This is a genomic window from Psychrobacter sp. SHUES1 (assembly GCF_001652315.1).
GTDB classification, from domain to species: Bacteria; Pseudomonadota; Gammaproteobacteria; order Pseudomonadales; family Moraxellaceae; genus Psychrobacter; species Psychrobacter faecalis.
On record NZ_LXWA01000069.1, the window covers coordinates 1 to 20,734 of the forward strand.

Below are 20,734 nucleotides of genomic sequence, written 5' to 3' on the forward strand. Positions count from 1 at the left end.
TTCGAAAGACCTGCTGCTTCTCAAAGAAGTTTGATAACCACTTTAAGGTGTTTGATTTGGTATTCTTCTATGTCAATTATGGCTATGTCTGATGCCAGCATACTTTTTAGAACACCACCGAAATATTTATTGACTAAAAATGCTTATCAAATAAAAGTGAAAAAATTATAGCACGCGTTTTTAATGGTTCCATACCAGAACTAAGGTTCCCTATGAGTAGCAGTAATGTGTCAACCGCCAAACAACCTACCGCATTTTATTCTCCTTTAATATTTAAAAATTCGCTATTAAAGCTATCGCTAGGAGTGACATGCGTGCTCTCATTAAGCGCCTGCCAGCCATCTCCAACGGACGACACCGCCAATAATAACGACAATAAAGCCCAAGACAGTAGCTATTTGCAAAATATAACGCCTGAGCGTGCTCAAACGATTGAAGCGCTAGCGGGCGTCCCTATGCAGCAGCTTGCCAGCTTTGATGCGCAAGAAATCAAACAAGGTGGCGATACTGGTATTAGTATCACCACGAGCGAAAGCTACTCTAAACCTTCTTCAAATATCACCGCTTCGCGTAAAGGCTCTTTCTTTATCGGCAATGCGTTTTTTAGGCAACCTTGGGTGGTCGCGCCGGCAAGTACCGATAGCCGTGATGGGCTTGGCGCTTTATTTAACGTTGCTGCCTGTCAATCTTGCCATATCAAAGACGGTCGCGGTCATGCGCCGATGAGAAGTGATGACGATGCTGATAGCTTGTTGATTCGCCTTGCGATGCCGGCGACTACCGAAGCGCAGCGCCAAAAGCTAAAAGATTCCTTGATTGAAAAAGTCGCCCATCCTATGTATGGCGGTCAATTGCAGGACCGCGGTGTGCAAGGCGTGCCTGCTGAAGCCCGAATTGTAGTACAGTGGAACGATAAACCTGTTACCTTTGCTGATGGTCATGTCGAGACCTTGCGTGCGCCAACCTTTAATCTGACCAAACCCGGTTATGGTCCATTTGATAATGAGCTGATGGTATCGCCGCGTGTGGCCTTACCGATGATTGGGCTTGGGTTACTCGAGCAGATTCCAGACGATGATATTAAAAAACAAGCAGCCAAAGTAAATAACGCTAATAGCGACATTAGCGGTAAATTTAATATGGTCATGGATCCACAAACGGGTAAAGTGGCATTAGGACGCTTTGGCTGGAAAGCTGGTCAAACCAAGCTGATTACTCAAAACCAAAGTGCGTTTAATGAGGATATGGGGCTGACCTCAAATATCCGTCCGCATGAGTCTTGTATGCCAGCGCAGACCGCTTGTGTGAATGCCGCAACAGGTGCTGATGAACAAGGTAATGGTAAGCCGCCCGTCGAAGTCAATGATGAAGTGGCAAAGTTCGTCGAATTTTATACCCGTAATCTGGCGGTGCCGCATCGCCGCAATGCCGAAGACAAGCTGGTATTGGCCGGCAAAAAACGCTTTTATGATATGGGCTGTCAAAGCTGCCATACGCCGCGTTATCAGTTGCCAAAAACCGACGATGACCATCTTGAGCAGCACGGACAAGTGATTTATCCTTATACCGATTTATTGTTGCATGACATGGGCGATGGCTTGGCTGATCGTACCATTGCGGGTAAGCTGCCATCTAAAGATTTACAGGTTGAGTTTTTAGCCAACTCTTATGAGTGGCGCACGCCTGCTTTGTGGGGCATTGGTCTTGCGCAAACCGTCGATCCACAAGCGACGTTTTTACATGATGGGCGCGCGCGTACTTTGATGGAAGCGGTACTTTGGCATGGCGGCGAAGCGGAAAAGCAGAAGCAAAAAGTACTTAAGCTTGATAAACAAGGACGCAGTGAGTTGAATGCGTTCTTAAAGTCATTATAAAAATAAGCGTATGAGCGTTAAAAGCGATGGTCATTCAACGTAAGAAATACAAAGTTAAATAATTACTTATATCAATATTCATCCAAATACTGAGAAATCTATGAAAATAAACCCTGCTTTAGCAATGGCATTATCAGCGCTAAGTGCTGGTATTCTAATTAGCTGTGTCAAACCTGCGGAAGAAAATAAAGTACCAGAGGTAGATAGCCAAGTCGCGCAAGAGGGTGCTACTTCTAAGGCTGCTGCTGAAAAAGACAGTAATGACGCTAAGGTTGCAGCAGTAGATATTAGTCCTGATACCGAAAAAACCTATCTGACCCACGTGGCAAATGACATTGTCATTCCAGCCTATGCAGATGCCGCAAAGCAGAGTGATTTATTGCATGATTTGGCAAAGAAATCTTGTCAGCAAGCGCCCGTGAGCGGTGATGCGCTAAAAGAATTGCGCGACCAATGGTTGGTGCTCGCACAAGCTTGGGCAAGCGCTGAGATGGTTAACTTTGGACCAGCGACGGCGAGCATGAGTAACTTATATATCAATTATTATCCTGATGAGCGCGGCCTGGTACATAGCGGGGTCGCTGATTTGATTGCTGCCAATCCCAAGCTTACCGCCGAGCAGTTGGCTAACGAGAGCGCCATCGTGCAAGGCGTGCCAGGCTTAGAAGAAGTGCTTTATGCCAATGATAGTTTGGATGCTGGGCAGTGCGCATATGTGATGAGCGCGAGCAGAGCTTTGAGCACACGTCTAAAAGATATCGAGAAAAACTGGCAGCAAAATGCCACTGATTTACTAGCAATTGATAAAACCGCCGAGAGCGATCAAGGTTTAAACCAATGGTTTAACTCGCTGCTGTCATTGGTTGAGACGATGAAATCTAACGCTATCGACCAGCCATTGGGTTTAACTGCTAAAGCAAAAGGTCATCTGCCAGCTGCGACCGCTGGACAAAGCCGCGCGATTATCACTGCGAAATTGGCAACCTTAAATCAAGCAATGACTGACCCTGTTTTGACTGCTATTCTTGGTGGCAATAATGAAAATGCAGTGGCGGATAATCTATCAACCGCGCTTGCCGATACCACGACGTTACTGGCACAAATGCCAGAAGATTTAGCGACTGCTGATAAAGCGACGCAGCAAGAACTACTTGATCATCTCACGAGCATTACGCGCATTATTAAGCGTCAATTGATTCCAACCCTTGGTCTGCGTGTTGGCTTTAACAGCACCGATGGCGATTAAATAATGGCTACTATTGACGCTAAGACAGCAAATAAAAAGCAAGGTACAGCACAAGGTACAAGGCCTAATGATGAGCTGCTGGCGACATCGGCACTGACCCTGCTTTGTGCTGCCATGGGTACAGCCGCGCTTGTCGGTATCCATCATCGTTTTCGTAAACAGCAGCAACCTGATGCCAGCTTATGGGATTATGTGGCAGGTATGGGCGCGCAGTTACAGTTGATAAACTTGACGCCTAAACGCGAGCTCGTGCAATTTCGCCACGCTTGTCAGCAAGCGGCAGTTGCATGGCAGCAGGCTTATCGCTCACAGAGAGATGACGGGCAAAATAACAAGTCTTATAGCGTAAGCGATTTTAGCGCAGCACATACGACCACAATACTGCCACAACCTGTTTGTTGGGTTAGCGGCGTGGCGTCTATGCCAAAAAACATCGCTTTAGTAACTGAAGACTGTGACGCTAGTCATAATGAGCACGACTTCGGCGTGGTTGGTATCGACGCTGATAGGCAAATCGTTTGGCAAACGACCATGCCCGAACGCGTGCATGATATTGTCGTTCAACCTATTTCTGATAGGCAAAAATTTTTTGCTAAGAATAACCAAGCACGTGATGTGGTGGTGATGGGTCGGCGCCCGAGCGAAAGGTTTTGGGTATTAGACACGGCAACTGGGCAAGTAAAGTTTGCTATTAAAGCGTCTACGCATCGTCATTTTTATGGCCATGCTTGTTATAGCCTGGATGGTAAATTGCTCTACGTGACCGAAAATGACACCGTAAGCTTAGACGGTAAAATCGGTATTTATGATGCCTGTGATCATTATCAAAAAATAGCAGAGTATGACTCGCATGGTATCGGCCCGCATGAGCTGATTATGCATCCTGATGGCGAAACGTTGGTGATTGCGAATGGTGGTATCAAAACCGAGCAAGCGTCGCGTGAAGAGCTCAATTTAGACAGTATGCGACCGTCATTGGCTTACCTCAATCGTCATACTGGCGATTTGCTTGAGCAGATTATGCCTGAGCACAATCAAATGAGCGTGCGTCACCTCGCCATGCATGACGATGGCACGGTGATGATAGGTATTCAGTTTCAAGGCGAAAAGCATATCAATGTGCCGTTAGTATTGACCCATAAACGCGGTGAGCCTGATTTTAAACCCCTTATTATGCCCAATAATCAATGGCAACGTTTCCACCAATATATCGCCAGTGTGGCGGTTGATAGTGAGCGTAACCTATTATGTGTGACCACGCCAATTGGCGGTTGTGCGGCGATTTATGACTTAAATACTCGTACATTGATTGATGATATTAGCTTACCAGATTGTGCCGGTGCAGCCGTATTAGCAAATCAGAATGCTGACAAAGCAGGCTATAACAATACCAATGCCAATGCCAATGTTAAGGCTAAGGCTAATGCGCACTCAGGTTTTATCGTTAGTGATGGACTAGGTCAGTTAACCGCGTTAACTGTTAATCATTTAGCAACTGCTGAACTTGCTAGAGTAGATAACGTTGAGCGTATTTTTATAGACAGCAAATATCATCTGATGTCGTTTGACAATCACTTACAAGCGCTGTGAGCATGAATGTGCCGTCACAGTATGATTCGCCCTTATTAAATAGCGCTATACGTTGTTTGGCGCAAGCGGATATTGAACTACACATCAGCAAAAAGCGCGTTAAAAATATCAATTTTCGCTTAAAACCGCATAAATTAATGGTCTCTATACCCATCTCTCTTAGCTCAGCGCAAACTGCTCAGGCGATAGAGAAACGCGTGCCTTGGGCAATCGCCAATCACCCGCACGTATTAGAACGCTATAAACGTCAGCAAATCCCATCACAGCAATCTATAAAAGAGGCTTCAACTGCCGATAGCACACTGCTATTGTGGGGCGTAGAGCAATCATTCACCTTAAACCACGATAAAAAAATTGCCTACTATCGGCAACATCTCTCTGAAGTAATGCCTGCATTATTTAATAAATGGCAACCGATTGTCGGCGCTTATGCTAATGAAATACGTCTAAAGAAAATGCATACGCGTTGGGGTAGTTGCAATACCCGCGCACGGCGAATTTGGTTGTCCGTCTATCTGCCAGCTTATCCTATCGAATGCACCGAATACGTCATCGTCCATGAGCTGTGTCATCTGCATCATGCCAATCATAGCCGCGCTTTTTGGCAAACGGTGGCAACGGCGATGCCCGATTATCAATATTGGCATAATATGCTGGCAGGTAAAACAGGGCAGCTAGACTAAAGTAGGAGCTACTGCTAAATAACCAGATGTCATACCTTAATCTGCTAAGATAAGGTTTTTTATCGAAACAAGGATGTGCTATGGAAAACGTCAATCAAGCGCAGTTTTGGCAACAGCGCTATAAAGAGGACAGTATCGGCTGGGATATGGGGCAAGTGTCACCACCGCTCAAAGCTTATATTGACCAGTTGCCTGAATCTGCTAAAGAGCAAGCGATTTTAGTACCGGGCGCGGGCAATGCTTATGAGGTCGGTTATCTGCATGAGCAAGGGTTTACCAATGTCACCTTGGTTGATTTTGCCCCTGCGCCGATTGAGGCTTTCGCAGAGCGCTATCTCAACTTTCCAGCAGAGCATTTGGTCTGTGCTGATTTTTTTGCGTTATCGCCTGCGCAATATCAGTTTGATTTGGTGCTTGAGCAGACGTTTTTTTGTGCCATAAATCCTGCGCGCCGTGATGAGTATGTGGCGCAGATGGCCGCATTATTGAAACCGAACGGCAAGCTAGTTGGGCTGCTGTTTGATAAGGATTTTGGACGAGAGGAACCGCCGTTTGGCGGCTCGAAAGCTGAATACCAGCAGCGTTTTGCACCCTATTTCGATATTGAGATTATGGAAACGAGCTATAACTCGCATCCGGCGCGGCAGGGCAGTGAGCTGTTTATTAAGATGCGCGTAAAATCTTAATCTCACGCTTGATGTTTTGCCGAGCCTGCTTTTCTAACCTGTCATAATAATAATCGGTTAGGTAAAGCTTCGGGTGCGCCAATAACTCTGTTAATACTGCTCTACGTCCATCACGATAATCTGGGTTTGAGACATGCGCATATTCTTGCCGAACCGCTTGGGCATATTGCTCGTAATCAGTCCAAGATGCCCCCAGAATACTCAAATCCATATCTAGTAAATAAGCGGCATCAAAGTTTTTTTGAGCGTTTGAGCATTCAGCAAGTTTATGATTGGCCGTCATCATAATGAGCGCGTAAATATGTTGGCACTGCTCAGCCGATAAATAAGGGCGTAGCGCTTCTACGGCATATTCTGCACTTTTTAGCTCATTATCTGAGCGCGTTGGCGCATATATCACGTCATGATAAAATAGTGCCAATGCGATAATATGCGACTCATTTAAAACATGCTTAATCTGCTCAAACTGCGCAAATAATTGCTCAATATGCTGCAAGCTATGATAAGCGCGCTGAGCTTCATTATAACGTATAGCGATATCTTGCCAAAGATTGTTAACTTTTTCTGGTTCTACAGCGCTATTAATAGCTGTTAAATGGCGCGCAAAAATCTTGCCAAGCTCACGCTCTATTTGCGCAAAAGCCTTTATCATTTAACTTCCTTATTCTTCTACTTTTTAGCCAACTTCCATTCACCACCAGTCATTTATTTTTTATGATCTGCCTCTTCAAAGGCTTGTTTAAATAGTTGCCCAAGCAAATTAACATCATCAACGCGGGCATAGTTTAAGCGGGTGACAAAAGCGATATGACGATGCGGCCCTTTTTCTGCTAATGGTACTGCGACTGCATTTTGGTTTTGCAAATGCAGCTGATCGAGTGCCATTTCTGGCACCAAGGTCGTGCCCATATTAGCAAGCGCCATTTGTATTAGGGTGTTCAAGCTGGCATCAGAAAAGCTTGATTTCATTTGCGCGCGGTCGAAATGACAGACGGTCAAGGTTTGATCGGTCAGACAATGTCCTTCGCCAAGTAGCATCAGATTGGCGGTTGCCAGCTCATCGGCGTTAATTTTTTCAAGCTTGGCATGGACGTCATCCTGTGGAAAGACCGCAAAGAAATCTTCCGCCCAAAACTCAAAGGTATGCAAACCATCGACCGCATAAGGCAACGCAATAATGGCGGTATCAATATGACCATAGCGTACCTGCTCAAGCAAACGCTCGGTTTGCTGCTCGATAACCGTCATACGAAATTCAGGGTAGTGTTTGCGCAGCGCAGGTAGTACTTTTGGCAGCAGATACGGCGCAATCGTCGGAATGATACCAACCGTCATCGGGTACGCAAGCGGTGATTGATGGCTATGTGCGCGCGTGGTCAAATCATTGACTTCAGAAAATATACGCTGCGCCCGCGTCAAGATGTCCTCACCGATAGGCGTAATCAAAACTTGCTTATTATTACGCTCAAAAATCTGCGTATCTAGTTGCTTTTCTAGCTCGGCGATACCCAAACTCAGCGCTGATTGTGAAATGTTACAGTCTTCTGCTGCCCGTTTAAAATGACGATGTTTGGCAACTGCTAAGGCAAACTCAAGTTGACGTAGAGTAATCATAAAACCTCTCTATTAATGGGTTTTGAACGCCATTTGTTTTGGGCGTTTATCTTGTGTACTATAGCAATTTAATGCCGATGTTCGTATAAAAAAAGCCGTTAGAATAGTTTAACAAGTTTAATAAAACAAAACATCACATTAAAAACTTTTAACTGGATTAACTATAGAATTCGCGTATAGTTTGTCTTGTAACCCAGTTAATGAGTGGGTTAATCAAAACCTGCAGCCATAAACACCAATTAACTTAACAACAATCAATTAATCAAAAAAGGAGCCAATCATGGCGTCAATTATCAATCAAGAAATTCCAGAGTTTTCAGCAGAAGCGTTTGTAAACGGTGATTTCAAAACCATCACTTCAGAAGATGTAAAAGGCAGTTGGGCTATCTTCCTATTTTACCCAGCTGACTTCACCTTTGTTTGCCCAACTGAACTTGAAGACATGGCAGCCCATTACGAAGAGCTTAAAGGCCTAGGCGTAGAAGTGTACTCAGTATCGACTGACACACATTTCACTCATAAAGCATGGCATGATTCTTCAGACGCTATCGGCAAAGTCACTTATCCAATGATCGGTGACCCAACTGGCCGTATCACTCGTGGCTTTAATGTCATGATTGAAGAAGCCGGTTTGGCGGAGCGTGGTACTTTCTTAGTAGACCCAGACGGTAAAATCCAAGTCGCTGAAATCCATGCAGGTGGTATTGGCCGTAGTGCAAAAGACATGCTACGTAAAGTAAAAGCGGCACAGTACGTTCGTGATAACGACGGCGAAGTTTGCCCAGCAGCTTGGGAACAAGGTCAAGAAACCCTTAAACCAAGCCTAGATCTAGTTGGTAAAATCTAAGGATATACTTAGATAACTTACTATTTAGACTAGCGAAAAGATAAGTATAAAATTTAATAGTAAGTTTTCATTTTTAAAAGAAAACGCTATTAAATGATGACTTAAGAACGCCCCATCGGCTTTGATTGATGGGGCGTTTTTTTGTCTATTTTTTATAGGCAGATATTTAGAGATAGATAGTGTTAGGACAAGATTACAGGCTGTCTACAGATTGTCACCTAAGTTCATTCGATTTTTATCACAGAATGCTTATGATTTAAAGATATAGTGAGTGGAAAGTAATATCGACACATCACGCACTGCTGATATCAATTTTTCTTGCTTGTTGCCATCACAGTAGAGGCGACGAAGCACTCACCTTAGTTGCACAGAAATGGTTTTACATTGAACCTATCACATAAATCGGTAATGAAGAGAGGATATTATGAGTAACGACAAATCATCTGCTAAAGAATTTCCGAAACAAGAACAATCGCTACCAGGCTCGCAGCAAGAGCAGCACCCAAGCCCTGAGGTACTGCCAAAAGAGTATCCAAATGGCAAGCTTGCTGGGAAAGTTGCTATTATCACTGGCGCGGATAGCGGGATCGGGCAAGCAGTGGCGATATTATTTGCCAAAGAAGGCGCGGACGTAGTGGTCAGCTACCTATGTGAAGATGACGATGCCAAGATGACCAAAAAGCACGTAGAGTCTTACCAGCAGCGCTGCTTACTGGTGGCGTCAGATTTATCAGAAGAAGCTAACTGTCAAAAGCTAATCGATACTGCCATCGCTGAGTTCGGCAAAATTGATATTTTAGTCAATAACGCTGGGATGCAGGTTGAGCAAGAATCGCTCACCGATATCAGTAGTGCGCAATTTGATAAAACCATTCATACCAATTTTTATCCGCACTTTTGGTTGAGTAAATTTTCCTTACCACACATGCCAGCGGGTAGCTCGATTATCAATACCACCTCTATCACCGCTTATCGCGGCAGTGACCATTTGATTGATTATGCCGCCACTAAGGGCGCGATTTTATCTTTCACCCGTGCTTTAGCCAATAATTTAATGAGTCAGGATAAAGGTATCCGCGTCAATGGCGTCGCACCCGGTCCTATTTGGACGCCGCTTATTGTGGCGTCATTTACCCCTGATGAGATAGAGAAGTTCGGTCAGAGCACGCCGATGGGCCGCGCCGGTCAGCCAAACGAGGTCGCGCCTGCTTATCTATACTTGGCCAGTGACGACGCAAGCTACGTTACAGGACAGGTTATCCATGTAAATGGCGGCGAGATTGTCGGTGGATAAAGTGAGTAGATGAGTGCTTCATTAAGTAAGTAAGTAAATGGTTAATTTAGCCAATGCTCATCGAGCGTTTATTGACTTATATTGATCTAAGTACAATTAAAATTGCGACAAAAAATAGCGGCTTGGTTCGATACTTACTTGCTCATCGAACCAAGCCGCTATTGAATCAGGTAGCGTTATAAACTAAAGTGTTTATACCGCAGAATTGAGTTTATTTTTATCGATTATTTTATAAATCTCATCTTTTAAGTGCAGCTTGCGCTTTTTCATTTTTTCTATTTCTTCGTCACAGCTGGCGTGCGTCACCAAATCCTTATCGAGCTGGTTGATTTGCTGATCAAGCTTGGTATGCTCATCAAAAATGCTCGCAAAGTAGCTGTCTTTTTGCTTAAGTTCGCAAATAATATCTCTGTTGTCTTGCCATGTATCAGTCTTTCTCATGTTGTCATCCTTGTTATAAAGCGCAGGCTTAGTAAAGCCATAGCGCATTTTAGTTAAGAGCGCTCTGATGAATTGATATGATTGTGAGACTTCATTCTTACCAAGCCAAATCGCAATTCAGCTCAGTTTTGAACAGGCTTATGCGCAGCAGAAAGGGCATTTGCTAACGACAATTAGCAGTCAATCTGCCGACCGGTAAATAAGAGTGTTTCTTATTCGCCTCATCTGATTGTAGCGAAAAAATTTACCCGATACCATGACTGTCATGGATTTTCTTTTATTGATAGGTTTAAAAATTAAATAGTAATGCCTATTTATGATTTGTTTTATTAAACATAAAGTTTGAGTTTATCGGCTTGCGTGGTATGTCTAAAGCCTTGATAATAGACGTATCAAAGGTGGTAAGCTAAGTATTTATGGCTTTTTAAATCAGATACTTAGCTTGTCACCAAACCCTATTTAAATGTGCAGCGATATAGCTGACGTTACATATCTGATAATAATGAGGAACAAACATGATAGATCAAGGTTTATTAGACGCAGTCAAAAGCTATAGTGAAAACATGACCCGCCCCATTACCTTTGTATTGGGTAGCGGCGAACATAGCAAACGTGCTGAGTTGATTGATTTTTTAACTAAAATCGCCGGCACCACGGATAAAATCAATTTTGATAGCGCAGCAACTGATGACAGCTTACCAAGTCCGATTAGCTTTAAAGTCGTCAGTCATATTGATAATGCATTGACTGATACGGGGATCGTTTTTAGCGGTATTCCGGGTGGCCATGAATTTACCTCGCTGATTTTGGCGATTTTGCAAGCGGGCGGTCATACCTTAAAACTGGATGAAGGGATTCAAAAACTGATTAAGCGTTTTAATAAGCCGCTACAGTTTCAGACTTATGTCTCGCTGTCTTGCCATAGCTGTCCGGATGTGGTGCAAGCGCTGAACCAATTTGCGCTGCTCAACTATGACATCAGTAACGAGATGATTGATGGTGCGTTATTTCAAGAGCAAGTCGAGGCCAATAATATCCAAGGTGTACCAGCGGTATTTTTAAATGGTAAACCTTTTGCCAATGGTAAAATCGATACGGCTAAATTGATTGAGAAGTTACAAGAGCAGTTCCCTGATTTATTGAGCGAAGTGGCTGATGACGCTGAGCAGTTAGAGCAGCAAGATGTAACGATTATCGGTGCAGGCCCTGCTGGTGTGGCGGCGGCGATTTATACCGCGCGTAAAGGCTTAAAAGTTACCATGGTCGCCGACCGTATCGGTGGACAAGTGAAAGACACGCAAGATATCGAAAACCTAATCTCTGTACCTTTAACCACGGGTAGTGAGCTGTCAGCAAACTTCGAGAAACATTTGCACGAATATGACATTACGCTTAAAGAGCATGTCAGCGTCAAAGAAATCAGTGAAACTAAAGAAGAAAATTACCGTATTCATCTCAACACTGGGGAAACGTTTGAGACGCGCAGTATTATCTTAGCGACCGGTGCCCAGTGGCGTAAGCTTGGTGTGCCGGGTGAAGATGAAAACGTGGGTCAAGGCGTAGCCTACTGTGCGCACTGTGATGGCCCATTCTTTAAAGGTAAGGATATTGCGGTCGTTGGCGGTGGTAACTCAGGTATCGAGGCAGCGCTAGATTTGGCAGGTATTGTTAAACACGTGACCGTCCTTGAATTTGCCGATGATTTAAAGGCGGACCAAGTACTGATTAATAAAGCCAAAGAGAAGAGCAATATTGATATCATTACCAGTGCTGCAACGCAAGAGATTAAAGCGCAAGATGGTAAAGTGACTTCGCTTGTTTATCAAGATCGTAGCAGCAGTGAAACCAAAGAGCTCGATATTTCAGCCGTGTTTGTCCAAATTGGTTTGGTGCCAAATACTGAGTTTGTCAAAGGCTTTGTTGATTTAAACCGCTTTGGCGAGATTGAGATTGACGAGCGCTGCCGCACCGACCGCAAAGGTATCTTTGCTTGTGGTGACGTGACCACCGTGCCATTTAAGCAGATTAATATTGCGATGGGTGAGGGTAGCAAAGCGGCATTATCAGCGTTTGAATACTTGGTTATGCAGTAAAATGTTGTTTTAGCTTCCACTAGAGTTTTAAACCCCTAAAATCTACTAAGGTTTTAGGGGTTTTGTTTTTTGAGCAACAACAGTTTTATTCAGGGCATTATCAATCGTCTAACAAATCCATACGCTTTGCCGCCTCATAAATACCCGTTGAGCGGTTACCGGTACGGCAAAAAATCAGTATAGGCTGCTCAGCTTGGTTAAAAAAGTCAGCAAATTCTTCAACATGGTTTTGATTGAGCTCGCTACCGGCAAAAGACACTTCTTTATAAGCAAGACCTGCTTGTTTAGCCGCGGCTTCAATCTCAGCACTGGTTGGTTGGTTTGGTTCTTCACCATCTGGACGGTTGTTAATAATGGTCTTAAAACCATTTTCAGCAATCATAGGTACTTGATCAGGGGTGATTTGTCCGGTAATACTCACTTCATGGCTCATAAAAGCTCCTTTTTATTTTTTAGCGTAAAAACGAAAATTTTGCGCTTAGATTAAAATATTTCAATAAAGCCTACCTGCTTTCTATAGCAAACCTTGCATCAATGCGCTTTGATAGAGCAATTTGGCGCGTGCACCGGTGCCGCAAAACATTAGGATGGGTTTGGGCATACTGCGATAAAAGGCGGCAAACTGCTCGACAGTCGCCATGCTTAAACGCTCATCATCAAATGGTAAATGCTGATAGGTAAGGTTGGCCTTTGCCGTTGCACTGGTAAAGTCACAGCTATTAGGCTGCGTCTCTGTTTCAGCGTCAGGTCGAATATTGAGCACAGAGCGGTAGCCAAGCTCGGCAATCTTGACGCATTGGCTTGGGTAAATTTGCTTATAAATGGTTAAGTCATCGGTCATAAGTTTTTCGGTCGCGTATATTAAATGGCGTAAGGTTTTGTCTATTTCTAGATTCTGTAAATTTTAAAGGCTTATTACAATCTAGCATAACACAGTGGTCATAATAGCTATATTTTGTCACTGATGTTTTCTCAAAAGCACTTTCTGTCAGGATTAATTTAAGCGAAAAATTGGTTAGCTATAAGCTAATTATCTTTTAGCGCATTGACCGCATCCATGGTGCTTAAATAAACCTGCCCTGATAGATGGGTTATGACCGGTGTATGCTCGATAATATCCATCACCGGTCCCTTAATAAAGCTAAAGCTTAAGTGCTTTTTTTGGTTAAATAATTCTTGATTGAGGCTGATAAGCATCTCTTGTCCGGTCAAGTCAATATGATTGACCGCTGACATAATCAGGATAACCTCATGCGCCTCGGGGTACTGCCGCGTCGCTTGTATGACGCTGCGATGCACGGATTCACTATTGCCAAAAAACAAGCTCTCATCGATACGCAGCATCAATAAATTGCTAAAGGTTACCACATCATGACGATTGATATTGCGAAAATGTCCTGTACCCGCTAGCTGTCCGACGACGGCAACGTGTGGTTTACTCGACTGCCAAATGAGGCTAGCAAACGACACCATCAAACCGATGACTAAGCCAGTATTTAGCCCAAATATAAGCACCCCGATAAATGCCGCCAGAAAGCTCGCCGCATCTAAGCGGTCGCGTTGCCATGCTGACTTTAAAGTCGCCATATCAATGAGACCGATAATTGACGTCATAATAGTCGCGCCCAAGAGAGCGTAGGGCAGAGGCGCTAATAAATGACCAAAAGCGATCAACGCAGCAATCATAACCAGCACGGTTACCAGACTTGCGACTGGCGTTTTGGCGCCTGAGTCGGCATTAATCGCTGTTCGTGAAAAGCCGCCAGCGATGGTAAAGCTTTGAAAAAAGCCGCCCGCCATATTGGCCAGTCCCAGTCCGGTTAACTCACGATTGGCATCAAAGCTTTCACCGCGCAGGCGTGCATAGTTGCTGGCTACTGAGCTACTTGAGACAAAGATAATCAACGCCATCAAACCTGCGCTTGGTAATAGATTGAGCGCTTCATGAAAATCTGGCAAGTACGGTAGGGTAAAGCTGGGCAGCCCTTGCGGAATATCACCAATCGTCGCTACGCCATGCGTTGTCCAATGCAAACTCATGCTTAATACAATGGCAAGACCAAGCAAAATAAGCGGGAATAGACGCTCAGCCCATTTGGCATAAGAGGCTGACAACCAAGAGCGCCAGACCCATTTGCTCGCATAACGGTTGGCAAACAACAGCGTAAATGCCATCACGCCGATGATCAAGGTTAGCGGATGCAGCTGGCGGCCATACATCTGCATACTGGATAAATAACCAATAAGGCCATTACCGGCAATAGGAATCCCCGTCAGATATTTAAGCTGACTGACAAAAATCAATACCGCCGCGCCACTGATAAAGCCTGCCGATACGCCGCGACTGATAAACTGCATAATCCAGCCAAGCTTCAGCCTTCCCGCCAGCCATAACATCGTGCCAACCATCAAAGACAGTAAACTGGCCATCAATATATATTGCTGCGTGCCATCATTGCCATAAGGATGCAAACTACTTGCCGTCATAATTGCCGTGATGGCGACGGGCCCTACAGCTTGGACATTGCTCGAGCCTATCCACGCATATACCAGCACGGGTACGATAGCTGCATAGAGTCCATAGACCGGCGGCAACCCTGCTAGTACCGCATAGCCTAAGCTTTGCGGAATGACAAGCACGCCAACGACTAAGCCCGCGATGACGTCAGTCGGCAGGGCAGACAGCTGATACTGACGTAACCAAGCAGGAATCAGACGGGCAGCGATAGAAGGCATGGCGATATGTCATCACGATAAGAAAGTTAAAAATAATTAAAAACCAAACGCGCAGTTAGGCATCTGTTTTGGCACAAAAGCGCTCATACAATAACTGTAATACCGATAATGCATCGTCGCTTGCGATACTATAGTAGATTTGCTTACCTTCGCGGCGGGTCGTCACCAGCTCGTCTTTACGCAAAATACCTAGCTGCTGCGATAAACTTGGCTGACCGACACCGACCAAGCCCTCAAGCTCACTGACACAGTACTCGCCTTGGGTCAGCTGACACAAAAGTAATAAGCGATCAGGATGTGAGAGCGATTTTAATAACTGGCTGGCTTGCATGGAGGCTTGTTGCATTTGCTCAGCAAGGTCTTTAGGCGCAAAGTCTGCGACGTTGGCAGATGTAGGCGTGCCAGTGGGGATGGTGGTTGTGCTCAATGCTGAAGTTGAAGTAGTCAGAGCGAGCTCCTTATAAAAGATATAAATAGAAAAAGCAGAGTTTATAGATAAGTTACGGATATATATAGTTAATTATCAATGATATCGCGATTTATAGCAAGTTATCGTTATTTACATTATATAAATTGATAAAATGTATAATGATTGCTATAGTGCTGGTATTGTATTGGTAGGCAGAAGCATAGGAAATATAGGCAACACTAGGGATAGATACTATAAATCAGCAGCAAATGCCATAAATAAACGCCTATTATACGGAACAATACCTTAAAAATTAAAACATTCATATACAAGTAAAGAGGTAGCCATGCAAGTTCATTCTTTCTTACATAGCGACACGGAAACTTACACCCATTTACTGGCTGATGTGCAGCATCAAGTGTGTGCCATCATCGATCCTGTACTGGATTTTGATGCTAAATCCGGACATACGGATACCGTGAGTGTAGATGAAGTAATAGCGTTCGTTCGAGAGCAGGGCTGGACGCTGGTTTATATTATAGAAACCCATGCTCATGCCGACCATATATCTGCTGCTATCCATGTAAAAGATGAGCTTGGCGGTAAGTTGGTCATCGGGCAACATATCACCGAAGTGCAAAAAATATTTAAGCAAATCTTTAACTTTGATAGCAGTTTTCGTACCGATGCCAGCCAGTTTGATATCTTGACCGATGAAGGCGAGACCTTGACGCTTGGCGGTATTACGATTACTGCTATGTATGTGCCTGGTCACACCCGCGCGGATATGGCGTATCTTGCCGCTGATGATGAAAAAACCGTGGTCTTTGTCGGTGATACGCTATTTGCTCCCGATGTTGGTACAGCGCGCTGCGACTTCCCCGGAGGCGACGCCAAAACCCTGTATCAGTCTATCCAAAAATTGCTCGCACTGCCTGACGAAACCATCATGTATCTGTGCCATGACTATCCGAGTCAAGGTCGCAAGCATTGTCCAACCACGACGGTAGCCGCGCAAAAGCTCGGAAATATCCATGTCAAAGAGGGTATCAATGAAGCGGAGTTTGTCGAGATGCGCGAGCGCCGCGATGCCACGCTAGAGATGCCGCGGCTCATTATCCCGTCAGTACAACTCAATATCGATGCCGGACATTTTCCAAAACCAGAAGACAATGGTATGCGCTATCTCAAAGTGCCACTTAATGCGCTTTAAGCGTCAATTATATTTAGATAAACAAAAAAACTGGCAAGAAGTAGATAAATACAATTAAGCAAAAAGTTACGCAAGCACAATACGTGCAACGGTTATCTTGATGCTAGTCTATTTATAAGAGCGTTACTAAGACGCCCGCCGCTGTTATTTTTAAAGGAGTTGTATCATGAGTGAGCAAAACTCTCATCTGGTTTGTCCGCACTGCAGTGCCACCAATCGCGTACCTGCAGCGCGCCTTAATGCCGCACCGAACTGCGGCAAATGTGGTCAGCCATTATTAACGGCCAGTCCGCATGAGCTAAACGCCCAAACAGTTAGTAAAGTCATCCAAAAAAATGAGGTATTGACCATCGTTGATTTTTGGGCAAGTTGGTGTCAGCCGTGTCTAATGATGGCACCGCAGTTTAAAGCCGCAGCCAGCCAGCTGCCGCACGTGGTGTTTGCTAAGATACAAACTGATAAATATGAGCAAGCGACGGCACCTTATAATATTCGTAGCTTGCCGACGATGGTAGCCTTCAAAAACGGCAAAGAAATCGCGCGCCAGTCTGGAGCCTTACCAAGCGATCAAATCGTACAGTGGGTAAGAAGCTTAAACTCTTAATCTCAGATTGAGTTACTGCACTTCATGATTAAACATAAAAAAGCCAATATGCTTATCGCGTATTGGCTTTTTTTGTAAGAGACTTTCAAAACTATGAAACAGGTATTAATGATTACTCACCATAAATCTTAATACCATTGGCAAAGCTACAGCGCTGGATACGAGCAGATTGGATAATGGCATCACGCTCACCATAAAGTCGCGATAATTTGGCATCACGGGCTTTGGTATTGTTACTTTTACCCAAGCCAAAGCTGATATTAGGCGAGATACCCCAACGTCCGGCGGAAACCCCAACGCCGACACCTGAGGCGGCTATGGTCGATTGTTCATTGCGTGCTGCATTGACATAGCGATTGACACGGTTATATTCTTGGCTCAGTGCTTGGCAGTCATAGCTTTGATAAGTGCTCGGTGGCACGTATTGCGGCGTAATATTACCCGTTGAGGCGCAGCCCGAGAGAGCAAAAACGCCAGCTGTGGCGAGTAGTGTTGCTGCAGTAAGAGTTTTCATAATAGCTCCATAAGGCGACGTTGAGAGGTTGATATTTATTTAAGATAGCAAAAAAATAGCGATTAAGATATTGAAAAATATAACTTTTAACGACTCTTAAAATAAATTACCCGGCTTGGTAAAGGCGAGTACCAAGATGCCAACATAGGCGATACCCGCGATAAGGATGCCGGTTTTTCTTTGACTAGGCGTGGCTTTGTCATTAAAAGCTTTAATACTGGCACTGAGTGCGGCAACCAATAAGATAACTTTAGCAAATACCCACTGTACTGGCGCATTGACACTCATAAGTTGCACGAGCATGCCAGCCCCTGAAATAATAATGACGGCATAGAGAATATGAGTCGATATTTTTACCGCAAATGGTGGCTTTTTGTTTGCGCTTAATACCACATAGCTTTGGTATAAAAACAGCGCAATCAACAAGACGGCCATGAGCATATGTAGATGTTTCATTGGATAGGGTTTCCTTTAAAGGTGCCGTTTGCCAGCTTATCTATGTTATTTGGGAATAGCGTTAAGACTAATTTTTGAGACTAGCCTTTATTTTGCCCTGCGCATAATGGGCTGTCAGGACTTTGGCCTTGCCATTCTGTTGGCGTATAAGCATGGATAGCCAAAGCGTGGATTTGACCACCTTGTGAGGTCAAAAGTGAATTTGCTAGATTGTACACGAGCTGATGACGCGCCACCAAGCGTTTGCCTTCAAAGGCATCGCTGACAATCGTCAGTTTAAAGTGACTTTCTTTACCGTCAAAATAACCGGCATGGTTCATTGATTCATTCACCAGTTCAATATGCTGTGCTTGCAGGGCTTGTAGCGCCTCATTAAGAGCGTCTGCAGTCGGCGTATTTGTTGTCATAGTTATCCTCGTCATTTTAATGCTTAGCCTTTTAATTGGCTGATGGCACTCATTATAGCAGACCCTGATAATTATACTGCAAGGCTCTGCAAAGCCTTCTATACCAGTAAAGAGCGGATTAGTGATACGCACAAAAAAGCAGAGCGCAACCTTATTACGCTCTGCTTTTATCGTCTATTATTGTCGTCTATTGCTATTTACTATGAATACCATTTGCTATTAAATTTTAACGACGTGCTTTTTGATATAACGGCATTACCTTAGGCATCAATGACTGCAATTGCGCAATTCGGTTGCTGCTGGTTGGGTGAGTGCTCAAAAATTGCGGTGGCTCGCCTTGGCTGGCGCGCTGCATTTTTTGCCACAAGGTAATCGCGGCTTGTGGGTTGTAACCTGCACGTGCCATCAGTTCAAGACCGATTTGGTCAGCTTCTGCTTCTTGCGTGCGACTGTGCGGACGGCTTAAACCTAAGTCTCCTGCAACGTTAGCAAGCTCAGCCTGACCTTGCGATAGACCAAAAATACTGGCTGCAACACCGATACCCGTTTGCGTGGCATATTGACGCGATAAGCGCTCACGTGAGTGCTCGCGCAACGCATGAGACATTTCATGACCCATAATAGCGGCGATTTCGTCATCGCTAAGATTTAAGCGATCAATGATACCAGTGTAAAACATAATCTTACCACCTGGCATCACAAACGCGTTCAAATCGTTAGATTTAATGGTGTGAACTTCCCACTTCCATTTCGCTGCGTCAGGACGATAGACGCCCACTTGACCAATCAAACGGTTAGAGATATTTTTTAAACGATTGAGCTGGGCCTTATTGGTGTCAAGCAAACCGCGTGCACGTGCTTCTTGGATATTTTTATTGTAGCTTTGCGCTGATAATTGCTGTACTTGCTCACTAGAAACCAAAAGTAGCTGCTGACGGTCAACGCCGACAGCGCCGGTGCTAGTGGTACTTGAGCAACCGGTCAGGGTCAATGCCGACAAAGATGCCGCCATGATGGTGGTGGTAAATAGCTTCTTCATAAAACGTCCTCGCTGTAAATATAAAAAAATTAAACAATATTAAAATGAAAACGGTCGCGGTAAAGATAGTTTTTTATTAAAAAAGGTTAACTGATTAAAAACTCGTCATGCCTGCTGATCTACCAAAACGATAAAGCTCTACCGCAACTATTTATCGTTAGGCATAAGTATAATAATGTTGGCAAGTGAAAACCTAGACAGAAAAAGTAACAATAGGCAGTAGGATTGTAAATGCGATAAATGAAAGTTTGCTACTCAATACCAGCTCCCATAAAATTTGCTACGATTTATAAATTTTTTAAATTTATAGCGTTATTATTAGGAATGAAAATAGTAATTGAAATCAATAATGTATATGTTTTCTTGCCTCGAGAATCACTCAAATTGCCAATTGTCAGTCAAAAACTTGAAAAAAGCTATTGACACCTACAGAATATTTGCTAAAATAGCCAGCCTATCGAGACGTAGTCGTTGTTAACAACATTACGATTTGAAATTTAGCGGGATTAGCTCAGTGGTAGAGCACAACCTTGCCAAGGTTGGGGTCGAGAGTTCGAATCTCTTATCCCGCTCCAAATATAGCTTGCAAAAGCACTAAAGCCTTACTTCTTATAAGAAGTAAGGCTTTTTTTATGTTTTAAATTTAGCACTTAACATTTAAAAGCCAAGTTGGCAGCGCTATTAAAAGTTTATCGGTATACTAAAAATCCCTGCATTATCCTGCATTATGAAATGCACCCGTTACAAATTACGGATAATTTGACACACTCATTTAATTTTAGCCGCGCATAATAATAGTCTGTAGCTTTTAAAAATAATAATAACGATGATAAGGATTTTTTATGCAAGAATTTCAATATAAAGCATTCGGTGGTGTATCAGAAAGTATGCTGAGGAAATAAAAGGAGGAGTGACAGCCAGAGCAAGATGATATATTTGAGGTTATGAAGACACAAATAGATATCAGTTGCCCCGACTGTCACAGTAA

At 44.0% G+C, this 20,734-nt stretch carries 21 protein-coding genes and 1 tRNA gene; 11 read left to right on the top strand and 11 right to left on the bottom strand.

All coding sequences use genetic code 11. The annotated features are described in order from the left end of the window. Nucleotides 1–212: 212 nt before the first annotated feature. From A7325_RS09555 to A7325_RS09575, 5 genes are all read left to right on the top strand, one after another. Nucleotides 213–1,874 carry a di-heme oxidoredictase family protein gene (locus tag A7325_RS09555; RefSeq protein ID WP_082894370.1) on the top strand — a complete coding sequence of 554 codons (1,662 nt, stop codon included), beginning with the start codon at nt 213–215 and terminating at the stop codon, nt 1,872–1,874. A gap of 100 nt (nt 1,875–1,974) precedes the next feature. Then, a complete protein-coding gene (locus A7325_RS09560) occupies nt 1,975–3,120 on the top strand; it encodes an imelysin family protein (RefSeq protein WP_068407531.1) in 1,146 nt (381 codons plus the stop codon). Nucleotides 3,121–3,123: 3 nt separating this feature from the next. Further along, the gene (locus tag A7325_RS09565) at nt 3,124–4,710 is read left to right on the top strand and encodes a DUF1513 domain-containing protein (RefSeq protein ID WP_068407534.1); all 1,587 of its coding nucleotides are present in this window, start codon (nt 3,124–3,126) and stop codon (nt 4,708–4,710) included. 2 nt (nt 4,711–4,712) lie between these two features. After that, a complete protein-coding gene (locus A7325_RS09570) occupies nt 4,713–5,393 on the top strand; it encodes a M48 family metallopeptidase (RefSeq protein ID WP_068407537.1) in 681 nt (226 codons plus the stop codon). 80 nt (nt 5,394–5,473) lie between these two features. Continuing rightward, nucleotides 5,474–6,079, top strand: a complete 606-nt coding sequence (locus tag A7325_RS09575) for a methyltransferase domain-containing protein (protein WP_068407540.1) — start codon at nt 5,474–5,476, stop codon at nt 6,077–6,079. Here the strand turns inward: A7325_RS09575 and A7325_RS09580 are convergent. Then, nucleotides 6,057–6,731, bottom strand: coding sequence for a hypothetical protein (locus tag A7325_RS09580; protein ID WP_068407543.1), 675 nt, complete (start codon nt 6,729–6,731; stop codon nt 6,057–6,059). The two genes, A7325_RS09575 and A7325_RS09580, sit on opposite strands and share 23 nt — an antisense overlap. A gap of 53 nt (nt 6,732–6,784) precedes the next feature. Next, complete coding sequence (locus A7325_RS09585; protein WP_068407545.1) at nt 6,785–7,693, bottom strand: hydrogen peroxide-inducible genes activator; 909 nt, start codon at nt 7,691–7,693, stop codon at nt 6,785–6,787. A 280-nt stretch (nt 7,694–7,973) separates the two neighbouring features. Between A7325_RS09585 and ahpC the strand changes: the two genes are divergently transcribed. After that, the gene (ahpC, locus tag A7325_RS09590; protein ID WP_068407548.1) at nt 7,974–8,540 is read left to right on the top strand and encodes an alkyl hydroperoxide reductase subunit C; all 567 of its coding nucleotides are present in this window, start codon (nt 7,974–7,976) and stop codon (nt 8,538–8,540) included. A 424-nt stretch (nt 8,541–8,964) separates the two neighbouring features. Then, a complete protein-coding gene (locus A7325_RS09595; protein ID WP_068407550.1) occupies nt 8,965–9,834 on the top strand; it encodes a glucose 1-dehydrogenase in 870 nt (289 codons plus the stop codon). Nucleotides 9,835–10,026: 192 nt separating this feature from the next. On the opposite strand, the gene A7325_RS09600 is transcribed toward A7325_RS09595, so the two are convergent. After that, nucleotides 10,027–10,275 (bottom strand): YdcH family protein, encoded by a 249-nt coding sequence (locus A7325_RS09600; RefSeq protein ID WP_068407586.1) that lies wholly within the window; start codon nt 10,273–10,275, stop codon nt 10,027–10,029. Between the two features lie 515 nt (nt 10,276–10,790). Here A7325_RS09600 and ahpF point away from each other — a divergent pair. Beyond that, entirely contained in the window at nt 10,791–12,368 is a 1,578-nt protein-coding gene (gene ahpF / locus A7325_RS09605) for an alkyl hydroperoxide reductase subunit F (protein ID WP_068407553.1), read from the top strand. Nucleotides 12,369–12,468: 100 nt separating this feature from the next. On the opposite strand, the gene A7325_RS09610 is transcribed toward ahpF, so the two are convergent. The 4 genes from A7325_RS09610 to A7325_RS09625 form a co-directional block, all read right to left on the bottom strand. After that, entirely contained in the window at nt 12,469–12,801 is a 333-nt protein-coding gene (locus A7325_RS09610; RefSeq protein WP_068407556.1) for a TIGR01244 family sulfur transferase, read from the bottom strand. 81 nt (nt 12,802–12,882) lie between these two features. Next, nucleotides 12,883–13,209 (bottom strand): beta-lactamase hydrolase domain-containing protein, encoded by a 327-nt coding sequence (locus A7325_RS09615; RefSeq protein ID WP_068407559.1) that lies wholly within the window; start codon nt 13,207–13,209, stop codon nt 12,883–12,885. A 185-nt stretch (nt 13,210–13,394) separates the two neighbouring features. Further along, nucleotides 13,395–15,104 (bottom strand): SulP family inorganic anion transporter, encoded by a 1,710-nt coding sequence (locus A7325_RS09620; protein ID WP_068407562.1) that lies wholly within the window; start codon nt 15,102–15,104, stop codon nt 13,395–13,397. Nucleotides 15,105–15,159: 55 nt separating this feature from the next. Next, the gene (locus A7325_RS09625; protein ID WP_306495279.1) at nt 15,160–15,531 is read right to left on the bottom strand and encodes an ArsR/SmtB family transcription factor; all 372 of its coding nucleotides are present in this window, start codon (nt 15,529–15,531) and stop codon (nt 15,160–15,162) included. Between the two features lie 328 nt (nt 15,532–15,859). Here A7325_RS09625 and A7325_RS09630 point away from each other — a divergent pair, with 328 nt between their 5' ends. Then, on the top strand, nt 15,860–16,726 hold the full coding sequence (locus tag A7325_RS09630; RefSeq protein ID WP_068407564.1) for an MBL fold metallo-hydrolase: 867 nt from the start codon (nt 15,860–15,862) through the stop codon (nt 16,724–16,726). 166 nt (nt 16,727–16,892) lie between these two features. Next, on the top strand, nt 16,893–17,330 hold the full coding sequence (trxA, locus tag A7325_RS09635) for a thioredoxin (protein WP_068407567.1): 438 nt from the start codon (nt 16,893–16,895) through the stop codon (nt 17,328–17,330). 112 nt (nt 17,331–17,442) lie between these two features. On the opposite strand, the gene A7325_RS09640 is transcribed toward trxA, so the two are convergent. The 4 genes from A7325_RS09640 to A7325_RS09660 form a co-directional block, all read right to left on the bottom strand. Beyond that, entirely contained in the window at nt 17,443–17,844 is a 402-nt protein-coding gene (locus A7325_RS09640; protein WP_068407570.1) for a hypothetical protein, read from the bottom strand. Nucleotides 17,845–17,940: 96 nt separating this feature from the next. Further along, on the bottom strand, nt 17,941–18,300 hold the full coding sequence (locus A7325_RS09645) for a SirB2 family protein (protein ID WP_068407573.1): 360 nt from the start codon (nt 18,298–18,300) through the stop codon (nt 17,941–17,943). An 80-nt stretch (nt 18,301–18,380) separates the two neighbouring features. Next, nucleotides 18,381–18,722: a BolA family protein gene (locus A7325_RS09650; RefSeq protein ID WP_068407576.1), complete on the bottom strand. Its 342-nt coding sequence runs from the start codon at nt 18,720–18,722 to the stop codon at nt 18,381–18,383. A 211-nt stretch (nt 18,723–18,933) separates the two neighbouring features. Beyond that, entirely contained in the window at nt 18,934–19,746 is an 813-nt protein-coding gene (locus A7325_RS09660; RefSeq protein WP_068407582.1) for a M48 family metallopeptidase, read from the bottom strand. A 500-nt stretch (nt 19,747–20,246) separates the two neighbouring features. Here A7325_RS09660 and A7325_RS09665 point away from each other — a divergent pair. Then, a tRNA-Gly gene (locus A7325_RS09665) sits at nt 20,247–20,321 on the top strand. The last annotated feature ends 413 nt before the right edge of the window (nt 20,322–20,734 follow it).

Bases quoted from the DNA above. Each gene is read 5' to 3' on its own strand.
- A7325_RS09555 (WP_082894370.1), top strand. From the start codon at position 213: ATGAGTAGCAGTAATGTGTCAACCGCCAAACAACCTACCGCATTTTAT.
- A7325_RS09560 (WP_068407531.1), top strand. From the start codon at position 1,975: ATGAAAATAAACCCTGCTTTAGCAATGGCATTATCAGCGCTAAGTGCT.
- A7325_RS09565 (WP_068407534.1), top strand. From the start codon at position 3,124: ATGGCTACTATTGACGCTAAGACAGCAAATAAAAAGCAAGGTACAGCA.
- A7325_RS09570 (WP_068407537.1), top strand. From the start codon at position 4,713: ATGAATGTGCCGTCACAGTATGATTCGCCCTTATTAAATAGCGCTATA.
- A7325_RS09575 (WP_068407540.1), top strand. From the start codon at position 5,474: ATGGAAAACGTCAATCAAGCGCAGTTTTGGCAACAGCGCTATAAAGAG.
- A7325_RS09580 (WP_068407543.1), bottom strand. From the start codon at position 6,731: ATGATAAAGGCTTTTGCGCAAATAGAGCGTGAGCTTGGCAAGATTTTT.
- A7325_RS09585 (WP_068407545.1), bottom strand. From the start codon at position 7,693: ATGATTACTCTACGTCAACTTGAGTTTGCCTTAGCAGTTGCCAAACAT.
- ahpC (WP_068407548.1), top strand. From the start codon at position 7,974: ATGGCGTCAATTATCAATCAAGAAATTCCAGAGTTTTCAGCAGAAGCG.
- A7325_RS09595 (WP_068407550.1), top strand. From the start codon at position 8,965: ATGAGTAACGACAAATCATCTGCTAAAGAATTTCCGAAACAAGAACAA.
- A7325_RS09600 (WP_068407586.1), bottom strand. From the start codon at position 10,275: ATGAGAAAGACTGATACATGGCAAGACAACAGAGATATTATTTGCGAA.
- ahpF (WP_068407553.1), top strand. From the start codon at position 10,791: ATGATAGATCAAGGTTTATTAGACGCAGTCAAAAGCTATAGTGAAAAC.
- A7325_RS09610 (WP_068407556.1), bottom strand. From the start codon at position 12,801: ATGAGCCATGAAGTGAGTATTACCGGACAAATCACCCCTGATCAAGTA.
- A7325_RS09615 (WP_068407559.1), bottom strand. From the start codon at position 13,209: ATGACCGATGACTTAACCATTTATAAGCAAATTTACCCAAGCCAATGC.
- A7325_RS09620 (WP_068407562.1), bottom strand. From the start codon at position 15,104: ATGCCTTCTATCGCTGCCCGTCTGATTCCTGCTTGGTTACGTCAGTAT.
- A7325_RS09630 (WP_068407564.1), top strand. From the start codon at position 15,860: ATGCAAGTTCATTCTTTCTTACATAGCGACACGGAAACTTACACCCAT.
- trxA (WP_068407567.1), top strand. From the start codon at position 16,893: ATGAGTGAGCAAAACTCTCATCTGGTTTGTCCGCACTGCAGTGCCACC.
- A7325_RS09640 (WP_068407570.1), bottom strand. From the start codon at position 17,844: ATGAAAACTCTTACTGCAGCAACACTACTCGCCACAGCTGGCGTTTTT.
- A7325_RS09645 (WP_068407573.1), bottom strand. From the start codon at position 18,300: ATGAAACATCTACATATGCTCATGGCCGTCTTGTTGATTGCGCTGTTT.
- A7325_RS09650 (WP_068407576.1), bottom strand. From the start codon at position 18,722: ATGACGAGGATAACTATGACAACAAATACGCCGACTGCAGACGCTCTT.
- A7325_RS09660 (WP_068407582.1), bottom strand. From the start codon at position 19,746: ATGAAGAAGCTATTTACCACCACCATCATGGCGGCATCTTTGTCGGCA.